At 53.6% G+C, this 17,731-nt stretch carries 17 protein-coding genes; 12 read left to right on the forward strand and 5 right to left on the reverse strand.

The window, feature by feature from the left end; translation table 11 throughout:
• Positions 1-199 precede the first annotated feature (199 nt).
• Both ysgD and corA read left to right on the forward strand, forming a co-directional pair.
• A complete protein-coding gene (ysgD, locus tag OGV69_RS02160) occupies positions 200-256 on the forward strand; it encodes a YsgD/CorL family protein (protein ID WP_212723238.1) in 57 nt (18 codons plus the stop codon).
• 154 nt (positions 257-410) lie between these two features.
• The gene (corA, locus tag OGV69_RS02165; RefSeq protein WP_038634499.1) at positions 411-1,361 is read left to right on the forward strand and encodes a magnesium/cobalt transporter CorA; all 951 of its coding nucleotides are present in this window, start codon (positions 411-413) and stop codon (positions 1,359-1,361) included.
• 69 nt (positions 1,362-1,430) lie between these two features.
• Here the strand turns inward: corA and rarD are convergent, their stop codons facing one another.
• Positions 1,431-2,327: an EamA family transporter RarD gene (gene rarD / locus OGV69_RS02170; RefSeq protein ID WP_038634496.1), complete on the reverse strand. Its 897-nt coding sequence runs from the start codon at positions 2,325-2,327 to the stop codon at positions 1,431-1,433.
• A gap of 51 nt (positions 2,328-2,378) precedes the next feature.
• Complete coding sequence (yigI, locus tag OGV69_RS02175; RefSeq protein WP_003017917.1) at positions 2,379-2,846, reverse strand: acyl-CoA thioesterase YigI; 468 nt, start codon at positions 2,844-2,846, stop codon at positions 2,379-2,381.
• A 165-nt stretch (positions 2,847-3,011) separates the two neighbouring features.
• On the opposite strand from yigI, the gene pldA reads away from it, so the two are divergent.
• The 3 genes from pldA to rhtC all read left to right on the forward strand — a co-directional run bounded on the left by pldA (position 3,012) and on the right by rhtC (position 6,483).
• Entirely contained in the window at positions 3,012-3,881 is an 870-nt protein-coding gene (gene pldA, locus OGV69_RS02180; RefSeq protein ID WP_038634493.1) for a phospholipase A, read from the forward strand.
• A gap of 88 nt (positions 3,882-3,969) precedes the next feature.
• Complete coding sequence (gene recQ / locus OGV69_RS02185) at positions 3,970-5,799, forward strand: ATP-dependent DNA helicase RecQ (protein WP_038634489.1); 1,830 nt, start codon at positions 3,970-3,972, stop codon at positions 5,797-5,799.
• 63 nt (positions 5,800-5,862) lie between these two features.
• Positions 5,863-6,483: a threonine export protein RhtC gene (gene rhtC / locus OGV69_RS02190; protein WP_069325084.1), complete on the forward strand. Its 621-nt coding sequence runs from the start codon at positions 5,863-5,865 to the stop codon at positions 6,481-6,483.
• Positions 6,484-6,528: 45 nt separating this feature from the next.
• Here the strand turns inward: rhtC and rhtB are convergent, their stop codons facing one another.
• A complete protein-coding gene (gene rhtB, locus OGV69_RS02195; RefSeq protein ID WP_069325083.1) occupies positions 6,529-7,149 on the reverse strand; it encodes a homoserine/homoserine lactone efflux protein in 621 nt (206 codons plus the stop codon).
• A gap of 110 nt (positions 7,150-7,259) precedes the next feature.
• On the opposite strand from rhtB, the gene pldB reads away from it, so the two are divergent.
• The 3 genes from pldB to OGV69_RS02210 all read left to right on the forward strand — a co-directional run bounded on the left by pldB (position 7,260) and on the right by OGV69_RS02210 (position 10,072).
• Entirely contained in the window at positions 7,260-8,276 is a 1,017-nt protein-coding gene (gene pldB / locus OGV69_RS02200; RefSeq protein WP_038634482.1) for a lysophospholipase L2, read from the forward strand.
• 15 nt (positions 8,277-8,291) lie between these two features.
• The gene (yigL, locus tag OGV69_RS02205; RefSeq protein WP_038634479.1) at positions 8,292-9,092 is read left to right on the forward strand and encodes a sugar/pyridoxal phosphate phosphatase YigL; all 801 of its coding nucleotides are present in this window, start codon (positions 8,292-8,294) and stop codon (positions 9,090-9,092) included.
• 80 nt (positions 9,093-9,172) lie between these two features.
• Entirely contained in the window at positions 9,173-10,072 is a 900-nt protein-coding gene (locus OGV69_RS02210; protein WP_069325082.1) for a carboxylate/amino acid/amine transporter, read from the forward strand.
• Here OGV69_RS02210 and metR read toward each other — a convergent pair.
• Entirely contained in the window at positions 9,960-10,913 is a 954-nt protein-coding gene (gene metR, locus OGV69_RS02215; protein ID WP_038634477.1) for an HTH-type transcriptional regulator MetR, read from the reverse strand. The two genes, OGV69_RS02210 and metR, sit on opposite strands and share 113 nt — an antisense overlap.
• A 234-nt stretch (positions 10,914-11,147) precedes the next feature.
• Between metR and metE the strand changes: the two genes are divergently transcribed.
• Entirely contained in the window at positions 11,148-13,409 is a 2,262-nt protein-coding gene (gene metE, locus OGV69_RS02220; protein ID WP_038634475.1) for a 5-methyltetrahydropteroyltriglutamate--homocysteine S-methyltransferase, read from the forward strand.
• A 54-nt stretch (positions 13,410-13,463) separates the two neighbouring features.
• Here the strand turns inward: metE and OGV69_RS02225 are convergent, their stop codons facing one another.
• Entirely contained in the window at positions 13,464-14,270 is an 807-nt protein-coding gene (locus OGV69_RS02225) for a dienelactone hydrolase family protein (RefSeq protein WP_038634473.1), read from the reverse strand.
• A 265-nt stretch (positions 14,271-14,535) separates the two neighbouring features.
• Between OGV69_RS02225 and udp the strand changes: the two genes are divergently transcribed.
• From udp to ubiE, 3 genes are all read left to right on the forward strand, one after another.
• Complete coding sequence (gene udp, locus OGV69_RS02230) at positions 14,536-15,297, forward strand: uridine phosphorylase (protein ID WP_006686084.1); 762 nt, start codon at positions 14,536-14,538, stop codon at positions 15,295-15,297.
• 140 nt (positions 15,298-15,437) lie between these two features.
• Complete coding sequence (gene rmuC / locus OGV69_RS02235; RefSeq protein WP_114140359.1) at positions 15,438-16,868, forward strand: DNA recombination protein RmuC; 1,431 nt, start codon at positions 15,438-15,440, stop codon at positions 16,866-16,868.
• A gap of 94 nt (positions 16,869-16,962) precedes the next feature.
• A complete protein-coding gene (ubiE, locus tag OGV69_RS02240) occupies positions 16,963-17,718 on the forward strand; it encodes a bifunctional demethylmenaquinone methyltransferase/2-methoxy-6-polyprenyl-1,4-benzoquinol methylase UbiE (RefSeq protein WP_003017897.1) in 756 nt (251 codons plus the stop codon).
• Positions 17,719-17,731 lie beyond the last annotated feature (13 nt).

The following is a 17,731-nucleotide window of genomic DNA, read 5'->3' on the forward strand; positions in this document are numbered from 1 at the left end:
TGATTTGTAGGCCGGATAAGGCGAAGCCGCCATTCGGCTATCTGTCGGTTAATATTCTGAAATCATAGATAAATAATTCCCCTCTGCTAACCTTTCTGTATAAGGGGAAATTATTACTTTTTCGCCATCCGTTGCGTGTTGACGTCAAAATTTTGCTGGCGTAACATGCGCGCACGATTACGCTAAGAGGACATTCGCCTTGGACACACCCAGTAGATACTGGCTCATTATCCTGTCATCCAGGATCAACTCCTAAGGCTATCCCTTTTTGCTGATAGCCTTCGCGGTTGTCAGCGACCTTCTGTTTTTTCCCGTCGCGCTGAGTCAGGCTGTTTAATGGTCTGAAACCCAATTTGTTTCTGTGTGCCCTCCGAACTGTCCGATAATTTTTTGCATTGGGAGTCCCGGTCATGCTGAGCGCATTTCAACTGGAAAACAATCGTTTAACTCGCCTTGAGGCAGACGAGATCGAGCACCTGGCCAGTTCGGTTTGGGTCGATTTAGTCGAGCCGGATGACGAAGAACGAAACCGTGTGCAAAAGGACTTGGGCCAGAATCTGGCCACGCGCCCTGAACTGGAAGACATCGAAGCATCCGCACGTTTTTTTGAAGACGAGGATGGACTGCACATTCACTCCTTCTTCTTCTATGAAGACGCCGACGATCACGCGGGTAACTCAACCGTCGCATTTACCATTCGCGAAGGCCGCCTGTTTACCCTGCGCGAACGCGAACTGCCGGCGTTTCGTCTGTATCGCATGCGTGCGCGTAACCAGGCGATGGTGGATGGTAACGCCTACGAGCTGCTACTCGATCTGTTCGAAACCAAAATTGAACAGTTGGCGGATGAGATTGAAAACATCTATAGCGACCTGGAAAAACTCAGCCGTGTGATCATGGAAGGGCGTCAGGGCGATGAATACGACGAAGCGCTTTCCACGCTGGCGGAACAGGAAGATATCGGCTGGAAGGTACGCCTGTGTCTGATGGATACCCAGCGCGCACTGAACTTTCTGGTGCGTAAAGCGCGTCTGCCGGGTGGTCAACTGGAGCAGGCGCGTGAGATCCTGCGCGATATCGAGTCTCTGCTGCCGCATAACGAATCGCTGTTCCAGAAGGTTAACTTCCTGATGCAGGCGGCGATGGGCTTTATCAATATTGAGCAGAACCGCATCATCAAGATCTTCTCGGTGGTCTCGGTGGTATTTCTGCCGCCGACGCTGGTGGCTTCCAGCTACGGCATGAACTTTGAATTTATGCCGGAACTGCACTGGAGCTTCGGTTATCCTGGCGCGATTGTCTTTATGATGCTCGCAGGTCTGGCGCCGTATCTGTACTTTAAACGTAAGAACTGGCTTTAATGGCGGTGTCTTATCAGGCCTACAGGTCCCGTAGGCCTGATAAGCGTAGCGCCATCAGGCAAAAAGCCTTCACATCCCCATACGCGTTCTGCGTTGCGTATAAATCGCATCCATCACGAAAATCGCCAGCGCCACCCAGATAAAGGCGAACGTCACCATTTTATCCGCTCCCGGCACTTCACCGTAAAAGGTGATCGCCAGCAGGAACATCAACGTGGGTCCGATATACTGGAAGAAACCCAGTGTTGAAAGACGCAGACGTGTCGCTGCGCCGGTAAAGCACAGCAGCGGAATGGTGGTCACGATACCGGCGGCAATCAGTAGCAGATTGAGTGACATCGGGTTTTGCCCCATATGGCTGGTTGGGCTATCCGCAATGCCAAACAGGTAGATAGCGGCAACGGGTAAGAGCCACAGGGTTTCAATCAACATGCCGGTTTGCGCTTCAACGGCAATCTTCTTACGCACCAGACCATAAAAAGCAAAGCTGAACGCCAGTCCCAGCGCGATTATCGGCAATGAGCCGAAGGTCCACAGCTGTACCAGTACGCCGCAGGCGGCTAACAGTACCGCCAACCACTGCATGCGACGAAAGCGCTCGCCGAGGAAAAGCATCCCCAGCACGATATTCACCAGCGGGTTAATAAAATAGCCGAGACTGGCTTCCAGCATATGGTGATTATTGACCGCCCAAATGAACAGCAGCCAGTTTCCGCCGATGAGCACCGCAGAGAGCGCCAGCAGGAAGATCTTCTTTGGCGTTTGTAGCAGCGTTTTAACACCCGACCACTGGCGGCTGATGCTCATCAGCACCACCATAAAGAAAAATGACCAGATGACGCGGTGCGTCAGGATCTCATCCGCCGGGACATAGTAAATCAGTTTGAAGTAGGCGGGAGCGATACCCCAAATAAAATAGGCAGCCAGAGCGAGTAACACGCCCTGCCGCGTTTGTTTAGCATCCATCGGGAAAACTCATTGCAGAAATGTAACAGCAGTTTACCTTTTTTTAAGCGCTTACCCCACCATATAAGTGGCGGTTGCGCTGGCGATATAGAGCTGTTCTTCGTTATGCAGTTCAACACGCGCAACGGCTACTTTATTACCTGCCCGCAGCAGGCTGCTGGTGGCGGTAAAGCGATTCCCTCTCCCCGGGCGCAGGTAATCAACGCGTAAATCGATGGTGCCCATACGTGACATTCGCTGACGCAGTTCGTCCTCACTGATCGTTTCGTGACGGGTCAACGTGCTGCCTACACACACCAGTCCGGCGGCGACGTCGAGTGCTGAGGCGATCACTCCGCCATGCAGAATGCTTTGCGCCCAGTTACCGACCATCATCGGTTGATTATTAAACGCTAATTGCGCAAATTCTTTTTCATAGCGTTCCAGTTCCAGCCCCAGCGCACGGTTAAACGGCATATGATAAACAAACATTTCACCCACTAACTTCAGGGCTTCTTCAGCGGTCAGTACAGCAGACATACGATCTTAATACCTTATTGGTTAATGAAATGTTGATATTATGCTTATTATTTGTTGTTTTCTACTTTAGGACGGGATAACTAACGAGGAACGAGCTAAGTATGTAGAATGCTTGTCAGAAAATTATACAATTCATCAATATTTTGGTTCAGGAGAACATTACCGATGCGGGCGATTCTGGGATGGTTACTACCAGCAGTCATGCTGCCGTTGACCGCGTATGCGCAGGAAGCGACAGTAAAAGAGATTCATGATGCACCAGCAGTTCGGGGCAGTATCATCGCTAATATGCTGCAAGAGCATGACAACCCTTTCACGCTTTACCCTTATGACACCAACTACCTTATCTACACCAATACCAGCGACATGAACAAAGAGGCGATCAGCAGCTATAGCTGGTCGGACAATGCGCGCAAAGATGAGGTGAAGTTTCAGCTAAGCCTGGCGTTTCCCCTTTGGCGAGGAATATTGGGTCCGAACTCGGTTCTTGGCGGTTCCTATACGCAGAAATCCTGGTGGCAGCTTTCGAACAGTGAAGAATCTTCACCGTTTCGCGAAACCAACTACGAGCCGCAGTTGTTCCTTGGTTTCGCCACCGACTATCGCTTTGCCGGGTGGACGCTACGTGATGTCGAAATGGGTTATAACCATGATTCCAACGGGCGCTCCGACCCCACTTCACGTAGCTGGAACCGCCTGTATACCCGCCTGATGGCAGAAAACGGCAACTGGCTGGTGGAAGTAAAGCCGTGGTACGTCATTGGCAGTACCGATGATAACCCCGACATCACCAAATACATGGGCTATTATCAGCTGAAAATGGGGTATCACCTGGGCGACGCCGTTATCAGCGTAAAAGGTCAGTACAACTGGAACACCGGCTACGGCGGCGCAGAGTTAGGGGCAAGCTATCCTATTACGAAGCATGTTCGTCTCTACACCCAGGTCTACAGTGGTTACGGAGAATCGCTGATTGACTACAACTTCAATCAGACCCGTGTTGGCGTGGGTGTAATGCTTAACGATATCTTCTGACAGATATTGAGAGTATTTTAATCATTGCAGTTTCTTTCTCAGGCGCTGAAAATAGCGCCTGTTTTTATTTCAGGTTAATGGGGTTAATGTGGCGCAGGCGGAAGTGTTGAATCTGGAAATGGGCGCTAAACAGGTTTTGCAGGAAACCTTTGGCTACCAACAGTTTCGCCCAGGCCAGGAAGAAATTATCGACACCGTGCTCTCTGGTCGCGACTGCCTGGTCGTTATGCCCACCGGTGGCGGCAAATCCCTGTGCTATCAAATTCCCGCATTATTACTCAACGGACTCACCGTTGTTGTTTCGCCGCTGATTTCCCTGATGAAAGACCAGGTCGATCAACTGCTGGCCAACGGCGTGGCGGCGGCGTGCCTGAACTCCACCCAAAGTCGTGAGCAGCAGCTTGAGGTGATGGCCGGCTGTCGCAGCGGGCAGGTTCGCTTGCTGTATATTGCCCCTGAGCGCCTGATGCTGGATAACTTCCTTGAGCATCTTGGGCACTGGAATCCGGTGCTGCTGGCGGTGGATGAAGCGCACTGTATTTCGCAGTGGGGGCATGACTTCCGCCCTGAATACGCCGCGCTGGGCCAACTGCGTCAGCGTTTCCCAACGCTGCCGTTTGTGGCGTTAACCGCGACCGCGGATGAAACCACCCGGCTGGATATCGTCCGCCTGCTGGGCCTCAACGATCCGTTAATTCAGATCAGCAGCTTTGATCGGCCGAATATTCGCTACATGCTGATGGAGAAATTTAAGCCGCTCGATCAACTGATGCGCTATGTGCAGGAACAGCGTGGTAAGTCCGGCATTATTTACTGTAACAGCCGCGCTAAAGTCGAAGACACCGCTGCGCGCCTGCAAAGTCGTGGCATCAGCGCCGGGGCTTATCATGCCGGGCTGGAAAACAGCGTGCGCGCCGAGGTGCAGGAAAAATTCCAGCGCGATGACCTGCAAATTGTGGTGGCGACCGTAGCGTTCGGCATGGGGATCAACAAACCTAACGTGCGCTTCGTGGTGCATTTTGATATCCCGCGCAACATTGAGTCCTATTATCAGGAAACCGGTCGTGCCGGGCGTGATGGCCTGCCGGCGGAAGCGATGCTGTTTTACGATCCGGCTGATATGGCGTGGCTCCGCCGTTGCCTCGAAGAGAAACCTGCCGGACAACTGCTGGATATCGAACGCCATAAGCTCAATGCGATGGGGGCGTTTGCCGAGGCGCAAACCTGTCGTCGTCTGGTTCTGCTGAATTATTTTGGCGAGGGGCGTCAGGAGCCGTGTGGTAACTGCGATATTTGTCTCGATCCGCCAAAACAGTACGACGGCTTAAACGATGCGCAGATTGCGCTTTCCACGATTGGCCGGGTCAATCAGCGCTTTGGTATGGGATATGTGGTGGAGGTTCTGCGCGGAGCGAATAATCAGCGTATCCGCGAGTTGGGCCACGATAAACTCAAGGTTTATGGCATGGGGCGCGATAAAAGCCATGAACACTGGGTGAGCGTAATTCGCCAGCTTATCCATCTTGGGCTGGTGACGCAAAATATCGCGCAGCATTCCGCACTGCAGATGACCGATGCCGCGCGTCCGGTTCTGCGCGGTGAAGTCCCGTTGCAGCTTGCGGTACCGCGAATCGTGGCGCTGAAACCGCGCGCTATGCAGAAATCCTTCGGCGGCAATTACGATCGCAAACTGTTTGCCAAATTGCGTAAGCTACGTAAAGCGATTGCCGATGAAGAGAATATCCCGCCGTATGTCGTCTTTAACGATGCCACGTTGATTGAAATGGCCGAGCAGATGCCGGTTTCGCCGAGCGAAATGCTGAGCGTCAACGGCGTGGGAATGCGTAAACTTGAACGTTTTGGCAAAGAGTTTATGGCACTTATTCGCGCCCACGTCGATGGTGACGACGAAGAGTAGTCAGCGAGGCAAAAAAGTGCCAGGATGGTGACTCACTGAACTATTTCCCCGCGAGTCATTTTTATGTTAACGCTATTTGTTACCGTTGCGTTGGTGCATATCGTTGCGCTGATGAGTCCCGGTCCCGATTTCTTCTTTGTTTCTCAAACGGCCGTTAGCCGTTCGCGCAAAGAAGCCATGATGGGCGTGCTGGGTATTACCTGTGGCGTCATGGTCTGGGCTGGCGTGGCGCTGCTTGGCCTGCATCTGATTATCGAAAAAATGGCCTGGCTGCACACCATTATCATGGTGGGCGGCGGCCTGTATCTGTGCTGGATGGGTTACCAGATGCTGCGCGGCGCGTTTAAAAAACAGGACGTAGCGGCCCCTGCCCCACAGGTTGAACTGGCGCAGAGCGGACGCAGCTTTTTAAAAGGTCTGTTGACCAACCTCGCCAACCCGAAAGCGATTATCTATTTTGGCTCCGTGTTCTCATTGTTTGTTGGCGATAGTGTAGGAGCGGGCGCGCGTTGGGGCATTTTCGCGCTGATCATCGTGGAAACGCTTGCGTGGTTTACCGTGGTTGCCAGCCTGTTTGCATTACCGAAAATGCGTCGCGGCTATCAGCGTCTGGCGAAGTGGATCGATGGCTTTGCCGGCGCGCTGTTCGCGGGCTTCGGTATCCATCTGATCATTTCGCGCTAAGCTTCCTTTATGCCGGATAAGCGCTAACGCCATCCGGCACCGTTATCAGGCATGCCTTGCCGACGCAAGCAGGGCGCCTATCAGCATAAACAGTGAACCAAACACTTTGTTCAGCGCTTTCATTTGCTTTGGCCCTTTAATCCAGCCAGCAATGCGCGTAGCCAGCGTCGCGTAACCGATCATCACAATAATATCGACCACAATGGTCGTGACGCCAAGCACCACATACTGCATCAACTGCGGTTCCTGCGGCAGGATAAACTGCGGGAACAGGGCGGCAAGAAAAACAATGCTTTTGGGGTTGGTCAGATTAACAAAGACCGCGCGTTTGAACAGGCGGCTGCGCGATTGCGTATTCGCCATGGTGTTCAGATCGATAGCGCCCGCCGCCCGCCATTGCTGAATTCCTAGCCAAATCAGGTAAGCCGCGCCCGCCCACTTCAGCACTTCAAACGCGATCGCTGAACGTGAAAATAGCGTTCCCAGCCCTACGCCAACCAAAACGATATGAATGCCCAGTCCGGTCTGTAGACCCGCAATCGATGCGCTGGCACCGCGATAACCGTGGCTGATGGCGGTGGTCATGGTGTTGATTGCGCCAGAGCCTGGAGACAAGCTCAAAATAATAGAGGTCAGCAGGTAGGCGAACCACCATTCAAAGGTCATGAGAAACTCCCGGATTGTCTATTTTTATGCCACAATACGCTACTGTCGGTACGTTGTATCAGACATGGCAAAAAAAACGATTTTACTTGGTCAACGAGGCTGGATACCCGATGTTTCAGCAGCAAAAAGACTGGGAAACAAGAGAAAACGCGTTTGCTGCTTTTTCCATGGGACCACTGACAGATTTCTGGCGTCAGCGGGAAGAAGCGGAGTTTACGGGCGTAGATAATGTCCCCGTACATTTTGTGCGCTTTCATGCAGAGAAAAACGATCGCGTCATCGTCGTCTGTCCTGGACGCATTGAAAGCTATGTAAAATACGCTGAACTGGCGTACGACCTGTTTCATTCTGGTTTTGACGTTCTCATTATCGATCACCGTGGCCAGGGGCGTTCCGGCCGTATGCTTTCGGATCCGCATCGCGGTCATGTGGATAACTTTAATGACTATGTCGACGATTTAACCGCTTTCTGGCAGCAGGAAGTGTCACCCGGTCCGTGGAGAAAACGCTATATACTGGCGCATTCTATGGGCGGGGCGATTGCCACGTTGTTCCTGCAGCGTCACCCGAATCAGTGTGATGCCATTGCGCTTTGCGCGCCGATGTTTGGTATTGTGATGCGCTTTCCCGACTGGATGGTGCGTCAAATTCTGGACTGGGCTGAAGGGCATCCACGGATCCGCGAGGGTTATGCCATGGGGACCGGGCGCTGGCGGGCGCTGCCATTCGGGATGAATGCGGTAACCCACAGTCGACAGCGCTATCGGCGCAATCTGCGTTTCTATGCCGATGAACCTCGGCTGCGCGTGGGCGGTCCCACTTACCACTGGGTACGTGAAGGCATTCTGGCGGGTGAACAGGTCCTGGCCGGGGCGGGAGATGACGCGACGCCAACATTGCTTATCCAGGCCGAAGAAGAGCGTTTGGTTGATAACCGTATGCACGATCGCTTTTGTGAACTCCGCGCTGCAGCGGGCCATCCTGTAGAGGGAGGTCAGCCGCTTGTCATCAAAGGCGCGTACCATGAGATCCTTTTTGAAAAGGACGCAATGCGCTCAGTCGCGCTTAACGCTATTGTCGAATTTTTCGACAAGCATAACTCATCCAGCGGAAACCGCTTTGCCTAGAGGTTTAATTTTCTTATGTATCAGGTTGTTGCGTCTGATTTAGACGGTACGCTGCTTTCCCCCGACCATACGTTGTCCCCTTATGCCAAAGAGACACTGAAATTATTGACCGCACGTGGCGTTAACTTCGTGTTTGCGACTGGCCGTCATCATGTTGATGTGGGGCAAATTCGCGATAACCTTGGCATTAAAACCTACATGATCACATCCAACGGCGCGCGCGTGCACGATTCTGCCGGGAATCTGGTGTTTACCCATAACCTGGATCGCGACATTGCCAGCGACCTGTTCGGCGTGGTAAATGCAAATCCGGACATCGTAACCAACGTTTATCGTGATGATGAATGGTTTATGAATCGACATCGCCCGGACGAAATGCGCTTCTTTAAAGAAGCGGTATTTAACTATTCTCTGTTTGAACCTGCGCTACTGGAGCCTGAAGGCGTCAGCAAAGTGTTTTTTACCACCGATTCTCATGAAAGACTGCTGCCGCTGGAGCAGGCGATTAACGCCCGCTGGGGCGATCGCGTCAACGTCAGCTTCTCTACGCTTACCTGTCTGGAAGTTATGGCTGGCGGCGTGTCGAAAGGTCATGCGCTGGAAGCGGTGGCGAAAGCGATGGGCTACAGCCTGCAGGACTGCATCGCTTTCGGCGATGGCATGAACGATGCGGAAATGCTCTCCATGGCTGGTAAAGGCTGCATCATGGGCAACGCGCACCAACGCCTGAAAGATCTTCATCCGGAACTGGACGTGATTGGACTCAACGCCGATGATGCCGTGCCGCACTATCTGCGTAAGCTCTTTTTGCAGTAACGTCATCGTTTGTTAGTTGACCAGTTGTCAACTAAAAACTTCGCTACAATGGGTGTACCTTTTGTTAAGAGACATCCATTGTGGCGTTACTCATCATTACCACAATTCTGTGGGCCTTTTCCTTTAGCCTGTTTGGCGAGTACCTTGCCGGTCATGTCGATAGCTATTTTGCGGTGCTGGTGCGTGTTGGGCTGGCGGCGCTGGTGTTCCTGCCATTTTTACGCACCCGTGGGCACAGCGTAAAAACGATCGCGCTGTATATGCTGGTAGGGGCCATGCAGCTTGGCATTATGTATATGCTGAGTTTTCACGCCTATCTGTACCTGACGGTTTCAGAACTGCTGCTCTTTACCGTACTGACGCCGCTCTACATTACGCTGATTTATGATCTCATGAGCGGACGTCGTCTGCGCTGGAGCTACGCCTTCAGTGCGTTGCTGGCGGTGATCGGTGCGGGGATCATTCGTTACGACCAGGTGACCAGCCACTTCTGGACCGGCCTGCTGCTGGTACAGTTGTCCAATATCAGCTTTGCCATTGGCATGGTGGGCTACAAGCGTCTGATGGAAACGCGGCCAATGCCGCAGCACAACGCCTTCGCCTGGTTTTACATGGGGGCATTTATGGTGGCGATAGTGGCCTGGTTCATGCTGGGTAACGCGCAGAAAATGCCTGCAACTACGCTACAGTGGGGCATCCTGGTGTTTCTTGGCGTGGCGGCGTCCGGCATCGGTTACTTTATGTGGAACTATGGCGCGACGCAGGTGGATGCGGGTACGCTGGGCATCATGAACAATATGCATGTGCCGGCCGGGCTGCTGGTTAACCTGGCTATCTGGCATCAACAGCCTCACTGGCCGAGCTTCATCATTGGTGCGGCTGTGATAGTGGCCTCACTGTGGGTACATCGAAAGTGGGTCGTTCCGCACTCCGCACAAATGGCAGGTGATCGCAGGCGTGATTCCGCGCTGAGCGAATAAACGCTTCCGTGACCGGCTGCCGCTGTTCGCCATCGCGCACGGCGGCGTACAGTCGGCTCCACAATCCATCACCCAGGGTTTTGGTTACCACCAGACCCTGGCGCTCAAAACTCTCCACCACCCAGTGTGGTAAAGCCGCGATACCCATTTTGGCTGCAACCATCTGAATCAGCAGCAGGGTGTTATCCACGCTCTTCAGCGACGGGCTAACGCCCGCAGGCTGCAGGAAATGCCGCCAGACATCCAGCCGACTCCGTTGTACCGGATAAATAAGCAGCGTCTCGCTGGCTAAATCCTCCGGGGTGATTTGCGTTTTGCTGGCCAGCGGATGGTCCGGCGCCAGGACCAGGCGTACTTCAAAATCAAACATCGGCGAGTAGTGCAATCCGCTGCGCGGCAGAATGTCGGAGGTCAACACCAGATCCAATTCATCCTGCTGTAGCGCAGGTTGCGGATCGAACGTCACGCCGGATTTAAAGTCCATTTCCACCTGCGGCCAGTTGGCACGAAAATTCTCCAGCGCGGGCGTCAGCCATTGGATACAGCTGTGGCATTCAATCGCGATGCGTAGCCGGGTTTGCTGCGGTTCGTTGCAGGCCTGCAACGCGCGACCGATTTGCGGCAACACCTGGTTTGCCAACTGCAGCAAAATTTCGCCCTGCGGCGTAAAGCGCAGAGGCTGACTTTTACGGATAAAAAGACGAAAGCCGAGGCGTTGCTCCAGATCGCTGAACTGGTGAGAAAGGGCGGATTGGGTCTGATGCAACGTCGCCGCTGCGGCTGCCAGCGAACCACTATTCCGCAACGCCTGGAGCGTTTTCAGGTGTTTAATCTCGATCATGAAAGTCCTTCACTTCGGCATGAACAAATTGCGCTTGAGGAATATACAGTAACCGCCAATTATGGATGTGTAAACATCTGGATGGCTAAAATCCTTCGTCTTTTAAATTTATGGTGCGTTGGCTTCGTTTCCCCACCCCAGTCACTTACTTCAGTAAGCTCCTGGGATGAGCAAACTTGCCGCCTTCCCTAAATTCAAAATCCATAGGATTTACATATAATTAGAGGAAGAAAAATGACAATATTGAATCACACCCTCGGTTTCCCTCGCGTTGGCCTGCGTCGCGAGCTGAAAAAAGCGCAAGAAAGCTACTGGGCGGGAAATTCTTCCCATGAGGAATTGCTGGCCGTTGGCCGCGAGCTGCGCGCCCGCCACTGGGATCAGCAGAAGCAGGCGGGCATTGACCTGCTGCCGGTGGGCGATTTTGCCTGGTACGATCACGTGCTAACCACCAGCCTGCTGCTCGGTAACGTTCCGGCGCGTCATCAAAATAAAGACGGCTCGGTTGATATCGATACCTTATTCCGCATTGGTCGTGGTCGCGCCCCGACGGGTGAGCCAGCGGCGGCGGCAGAAATGACCAAATGGTTTAATACCAACTATCACTACATGGTGCCGGAGTTCACCAAAGGTCAGCAGTTCAAACTGACCTGGACCCAACTGCTGGATGAAGTGGACGAAGCGCTGGCGCTCGGCCACAAGGTGAAGCCTGTACTGCTTGGGCCGGTAACTTACCTGTGGCTGGGGAAAGTGAAGGGCGAACAGTTTGACCGCCTGACCCTGCTCAACGACATTCTGCCGGTTTACCAGCAGGTGCTGGCCGAGCTGGCGAAACGCGGTATTGAGTGGGTACAGATTGATGAACCCGCGCTGGTACTGGAGCTGCCGCAGGTTTGGCTGAACGCCTTCAAACCCGCGTATGACGCGCTGGCAGGGCAGGTAAAATTACTGCTGACCACTTATTTTGAAGGCGTAACGCCGAACCTGGATACCATTACCGCGCTGCCGGTGCAGGGTCTGCACGTTGATTTCGTTCATGGCAAAGATGACGTTGCCGAGTTGCACCAACGCCTGCCTGCCGACTGGCTGCTGTCAGCCGGTTTGGTAAACGGTCGTAACGTCTGGCGCGCCGATCTCAGCGAAAAATATGCGCAAATTAAAGACATCGTCGGGAAACGTGCTCTGTGGGTGGCTTCTTCCTGCTCTCTGCTGCACAGCCCAATCGATCTCAGTGTGGAAACCCGCCTTGATGCCGAAGTGAAGAGCTGGTTTGCCTTCGCGCTGCAAAAGTGCGGCGAGCTGGCGCTGCTGCGCGATGCCCTGAACAGCGGCGATACGGCGGCAATTGTGGAATGGAGCGCACCGATCCAGGCGCGTCGTCACTCTACCCGCGTACACAACGCCGCAGTGGAAAAACGTCTGGCGGCGATCACCGCGCAGGACAGCCAGCGCGCCAACGCTTACCCGGTTCGCGCCGAGGCGCAGCGTGCCCGCTTTAATCTGCCGGCATGGCCGACCACTACGATCGGTTCATTCCCGCAAACCACCGAAATTCGCGGCCTGCGGCTGGATTTCAAAAAGGGCAACCTGGATGCTGGTCACTACCGCACCGGTATCGCCGAGCATATAAAACAGGCGATCGTTGAACAGGAACGTCTGGGCCTCGATGTGCTGGTGCACGGTGAAGCCGAGCGTAATGACATGGTGGAATATTTTGGCGAGCATCTGGATGGTTTTGTCTTTACCCAGAACGGTTGGGTGCAGAGCTATGGTTCTCGCTGCGTGAAGCCGCCGGTGGTAATTGGCGACGTCAGCCGCCCGGAAGCGATCACCGTGGAGTGGGCGAAGTACGCGCAGTCGCTGACCGACAAGCCGGTAAAAGGTATGTTGACCGGTCCGGTGACCATTCTTTGCTGGTCATTCCCGCGTGAAGACGTGACGCGTGAAACCATCGCCAAGCAGATTGCGCTGGCGCTGCGTGATGAAGTGGCGGATCTGGAAGCGGCGGGTATCGGTATTATTCAGATCGACGAACCGGCGCTGCGCGAAGGTCTACCGCTGCGGCGCAGCGACTGGGCCGCGTATCTGGCGTGGGGGGTAGAAGCCTTCCGCATTAACGCGGCGGTGGCGAAGGATGAAACTCAGATCCACACCCACATGTGTTACTGCGAGTTCAACGACATCATGGATTCCATTGCGGCGCTGGACGCGGATGTGATCACCATTGAGACCTCACGCTCCGACATGGAGTTGCTGGAATCGTTTGAAGAGTTCGACTACCCCAACGAAATTGGGCCGGGTGTCTACGATATTCACTCGCCGAACGTCCCGAGCGTGGAGTGGATTGAGGCCCTGCTGAAGAAGGCGGAGCAGCGTATTCCAGCGGAGCGGCTGTGGGTGAACCCGGACTGCGGCCTGAAAACCCGAGGCTGGCCGGAAACCCGTGCCGCACTGGCGAATATGGTGAAGGCCGCGCAGAACTTGCGTCAGGCTTAAAAACAAAACGGAGGCTAACGCCTCCGTTTTGATGATCGGTTTACCTGGCGATACTTATTTCTTCTCGCCGTATTGCGCGAACCACTCCAGCATTCTCTGCCAGCCATCTTTGGCGGACTCTTCGTGGTAGCTCGGGCGGTAATCGGCATTAAATGCATGCCCGGCATCGGGATAAACCACAATTTCCGCTTTTGCATTAGCGGCGCGTAGCGCCTGACGCATCGTTTCGACGGTAACCTGAGGAATACTGGTGTCCTGACCACCATAAAGCCCCAGAACAGGAGCGTTAAGATCGGTGGCGATATCAACGGGATGTTTCGGCGAGTTGAGGGTCTTATCGCCTACCAATTTGCCATACCACGCTACCGCTGCTTTTAACTGCGGATTGTGCGCTGCATACAGCCAGGTGATGCGTCCACCCCAGCAAAAACCTGTGATCATTAATCGATGCGCGTCACCGCCGTTGCGGGAGGCCCAACTGGCGACGTGGTCCAGATCGGCCAGTACCTGAGCGTCAGGCACTTTGGCGACAAGGCCGCTGAGCAGCGTGGGGATATCGGCAAAGTCATTGGGATCGCCTTCGCGGAAATAGAGCTCTGGCGCGATAGCCAGATACCCTTCCAGGGCCAGACGGCGGCAAACGTCACGAATGTGTTCATGAATGCCAAAAATCTCCTGCACGACAATGACCACGGGCAGGGGGCCATCGGTCTGTTTTGGTCGTGCGTGATACGCTGGCATATCATCGCCTTGTGAAGGTATGGACGTTACACCGGCGATAATTGCGTTATCCGGTGTGTGAACCGTAGTAGACGTCGGTGGAGATACAGCAGGTGCAAAGCCAGATTGTCGTGTGGTCATGGTATTCTCCGTACCCTTAAATATTCAGCCAAAAAGCGCATTATTAACTATAGACATATGCAACGAACCACATTGCCTTAAACGGTCTATCTTTTGTGCAAGGCGTCCTTACATCACGTCATTTATGTGATTCATATCACTATTTCATGGTAATCGAATGCAATTGATTTACATCATGGTGATGTCTGTCACGAAAATTTGTTTATGCCTTCGGTAAAGTGTGTTTTTGCTTCTTCTGACAAAACCGATTCACAGAGGAGTTTTTATGTCTAAGTCTGATGTTTTTCATCTCGGCCTCACTAAGAACGATTTACAAGGGGCCCAGCTCGCTATCGTCCCTGGCGACCCGGAGCGTGTGGAAAAGATCGCCGCGCTGATGGATAAGCCGGTTAAGCTGGCATCCCATCGCGAGTTCACGACCTGGCGTGCTGAGCTGGATGGTAAAGCCGTGATCGTTTGCTCTACCGGTATCGGCGGCCCGTCCACCTCTATTGCCGTAGAAGAACTGGCGCAACTGGGCATTCGTACCTTCCTGCGTATCGGTACGACTGGCGCAATTCAGCCGCACATCAATGTTGGCGACGTGCTGGTCACCACTGCGTCTGTTCGTCTGGATGGTGCAAGCCTGCACTTCGCGCCAATGGAATTCCCGGCCGTTGCCGACTTCGAGTGCACCACTGCGCTGGTGGAAGCGGCGAAATCTATCGGTGCGACTACCCACGTGGGCGTCACCGCGTCATCTGACACCTTTTACCCGGGCCAGGAGCGTTATGACACCTTCTCTGGTCGCGTAGTGAGCCGTTTCAAAGGCTCGATGGAAGAGTGGCAGTCCATGGGGGTCATGAACTACGAAATGGAATCCGCAACGTTGCTGACCATGTGTGCCAGCCAGGGCCTGCGTGCCGGTATGGTTGCTGGTGTTATCGTGAACCGTACTCAGCAAGAGATTCCCAATGCAGAAACGATGAAACAAACGGAAAGCCACGCGGTGAAAATCGTGGTGGAAGCTGCCCGCCGTTTACTGTAATTCTCACTTCTGTTCAAAAAGGCCGACGCGTTCGGCCTTTTTATTTTGCGTAGTGCCTCGCAGGAAATTCCTTTTAAACTGGACGTTTATACAGCACAATCCTATTTTGTGCGGGTAAGCCGTTGCTGTAAGGGGGCGTTGTGGATATTTCAATTATGATGAGTGCTGTGTTGGCGTTAGCCGCAGGGCTGCTGGTGGGGTGGCTGGCGACAAAAGCGCGGGCCGATCAGATCCGTGCCGACCTCATCGAAGAGCGACGTGAACTGGATATTGCGTTAAGCGCTGCCCGCCAACAACTCGCACAGGAAGCCCACTGGCGCGACGAGTGCGAGCTACTCAATAACGAATTACGCAGCCTGCACAGCATCAACACCTCTCTGGAAGCCGATCTCCGTGAAGTCACTACCCGGCTGGAAGCGACGCAGCAGCATGCGGAGGATAAAATCCGCCAGATGATCAACAGCGAGCAGCGCCTGAGTGAACAGTTTGAAAACCTGGCGAACCGCATTTTTGAGCACAGCAACCGCCGCGTCGATGAGCAAAACCGCCAAAGCCTGAACAGCCTGCTGGCGCCGCTTCGTGAACAGCTGGACGGTTTTCGTCGTCAGGTTCAGGATAGCTTCGGCAAAGAGGCGCAGGAACGTCATACTCTGGCGCATGAAATTCGTAATCTTCAGCAACTGAACGTGCAGATGGCGCAGGAAGCGGTAAACCTGACGCGGGCGTTAAAAGGCGATAACAAAACGCAGGGCAACTGGGGGGAGGTGGTACTCACGCGGGTGCTTGAAGCCTCTGGTCTGCGTGAAGGTTATGAATACGAAACTCAGGTTAGCATTGAAAACGATGCCCGTTCGCGTATGCAGCCCGATGTCATTGTCCGGCTACCCCAGGGGAAAGATGTGGTGATCGACGCAAAAATGACGTTGGTTGCCTATGAGCGCTATTTTAACGCGGAGGATGAATATACCCGCGAGAGCGCGTTGCAGGAGCACATCGCCTCAGTGCGAAACCATATTCGTCTGCTGGGCCGAAAAGATTATCAACAGCTTCCCGGGCTGCGTTCGCTTGACTACGTGCTGATGTTTATTCCCGTCGAGCCTGCTTTTTTGCTGGCGCTGGACAGGCAACCTGAACTGATAACCGAGGCGCTTAAAAATAACATTATGCTGGTCAGCCCCACCACGTTGTTAGTGGCATTGCGCACGATCGCCAACCTGTGGCGCTACGAGCATCAGAGCCGTAATGCGCAACAAATTGCCGATCGGGCCAGTAAACTTTATGACAAGATGCGCTTGTTTGTGGATGATATGTCGGCGATTGGCCAAAGTCTGGATAAAGCCCAGGACAACTACCGACAAGCGATGAAAAAACTCTCTTCAGGCCGTGGAAACGTCCTGTCACAGGCAGAGGCGTTTCGCAGTTTAGGTGTGGAAATTAAGCGCGAGATAAATCCTGAGCTGGCTGAACAAGCCACTACGCAGGATGAAGAGTACCGCTTGCGCTCGGTCCCTGAGACGCAACAGGATGCGCCTTACCCTGATGACGAAGCGGTAAATCAGCAATCAAACTAGTCCGTTTGGGGTAGTTGAACGGGGTAGAAGGGTAGGGCAAATTGGCCCAATCTGTTACACTTCTTGAACATTTTTTGAATGAGCAGGCACTGAGATGGTGGATAATTCACAAGAAACGACGCACTTTGGCTTTCAGACCGTCGCTAAAGAGCAGAAAGCTGACATGGTGGCCCACGTTTTTCATTCTGTGGCCTCGAAATATGACGTTATGAATGACTTAATGTCATTTGGCATTCATCGTTTGTGGAAGCGCTTCACCATTGATTGCAGTGGCGTGCGTCGCGGTCAAACCGTTCTGGATTTGGCGGGCGGTACGGGCGACCTGACGGCGAAATTCTCTCGCATGGTGGGTGAAACCGGTAAAGTCGTACTGGCGGATATCAATGACTCAATGCTCAAAATGGGTCGCGAAAAGCTGCGTAATATCGGCGTAGTAGGTAACGTTGAGTACGTTCAGGCGAACGCGGAAGCACTGCCTTTCCCTGATAACACGTTTGACTGCATTACCATTTCTTTCGGTCTGCGCAACGTAACGGATAAAGACAAAGCTTTACGATCCATGTATCGCGTGTTGAAGCCGGGCGGACGTTTACTGGTGCTGGAGTTCTCCAAGCCGATTATCGAACCGCTGAGCAAGGCCTACGATGCTTATTCTTTCCATGTTCTGCCGCGCATCGGTTCCATGGTCGCAAGCGATGCGGACAGTTACCGCTATTTGGCGGAGTCTATTCGCATGCATCCCGATCAGGACACGCTAAAAGCAATGATGCAAGATGCCGGGTTCGAAAGCGTTGATTACTACAACCTGACGGCTGGTGTCGTTGCGCTGCATCGTGGTTACAAGTTCTGACAGGAGATTGGGG

The organism is Citrobacter sp. Cc139 (assembly GCF_030334645.1).
Lineage (GTDB): Bacteria > Pseudomonadota > Gammaproteobacteria > Enterobacterales > Enterobacteriaceae > Citrobacter > Citrobacter werkmanii.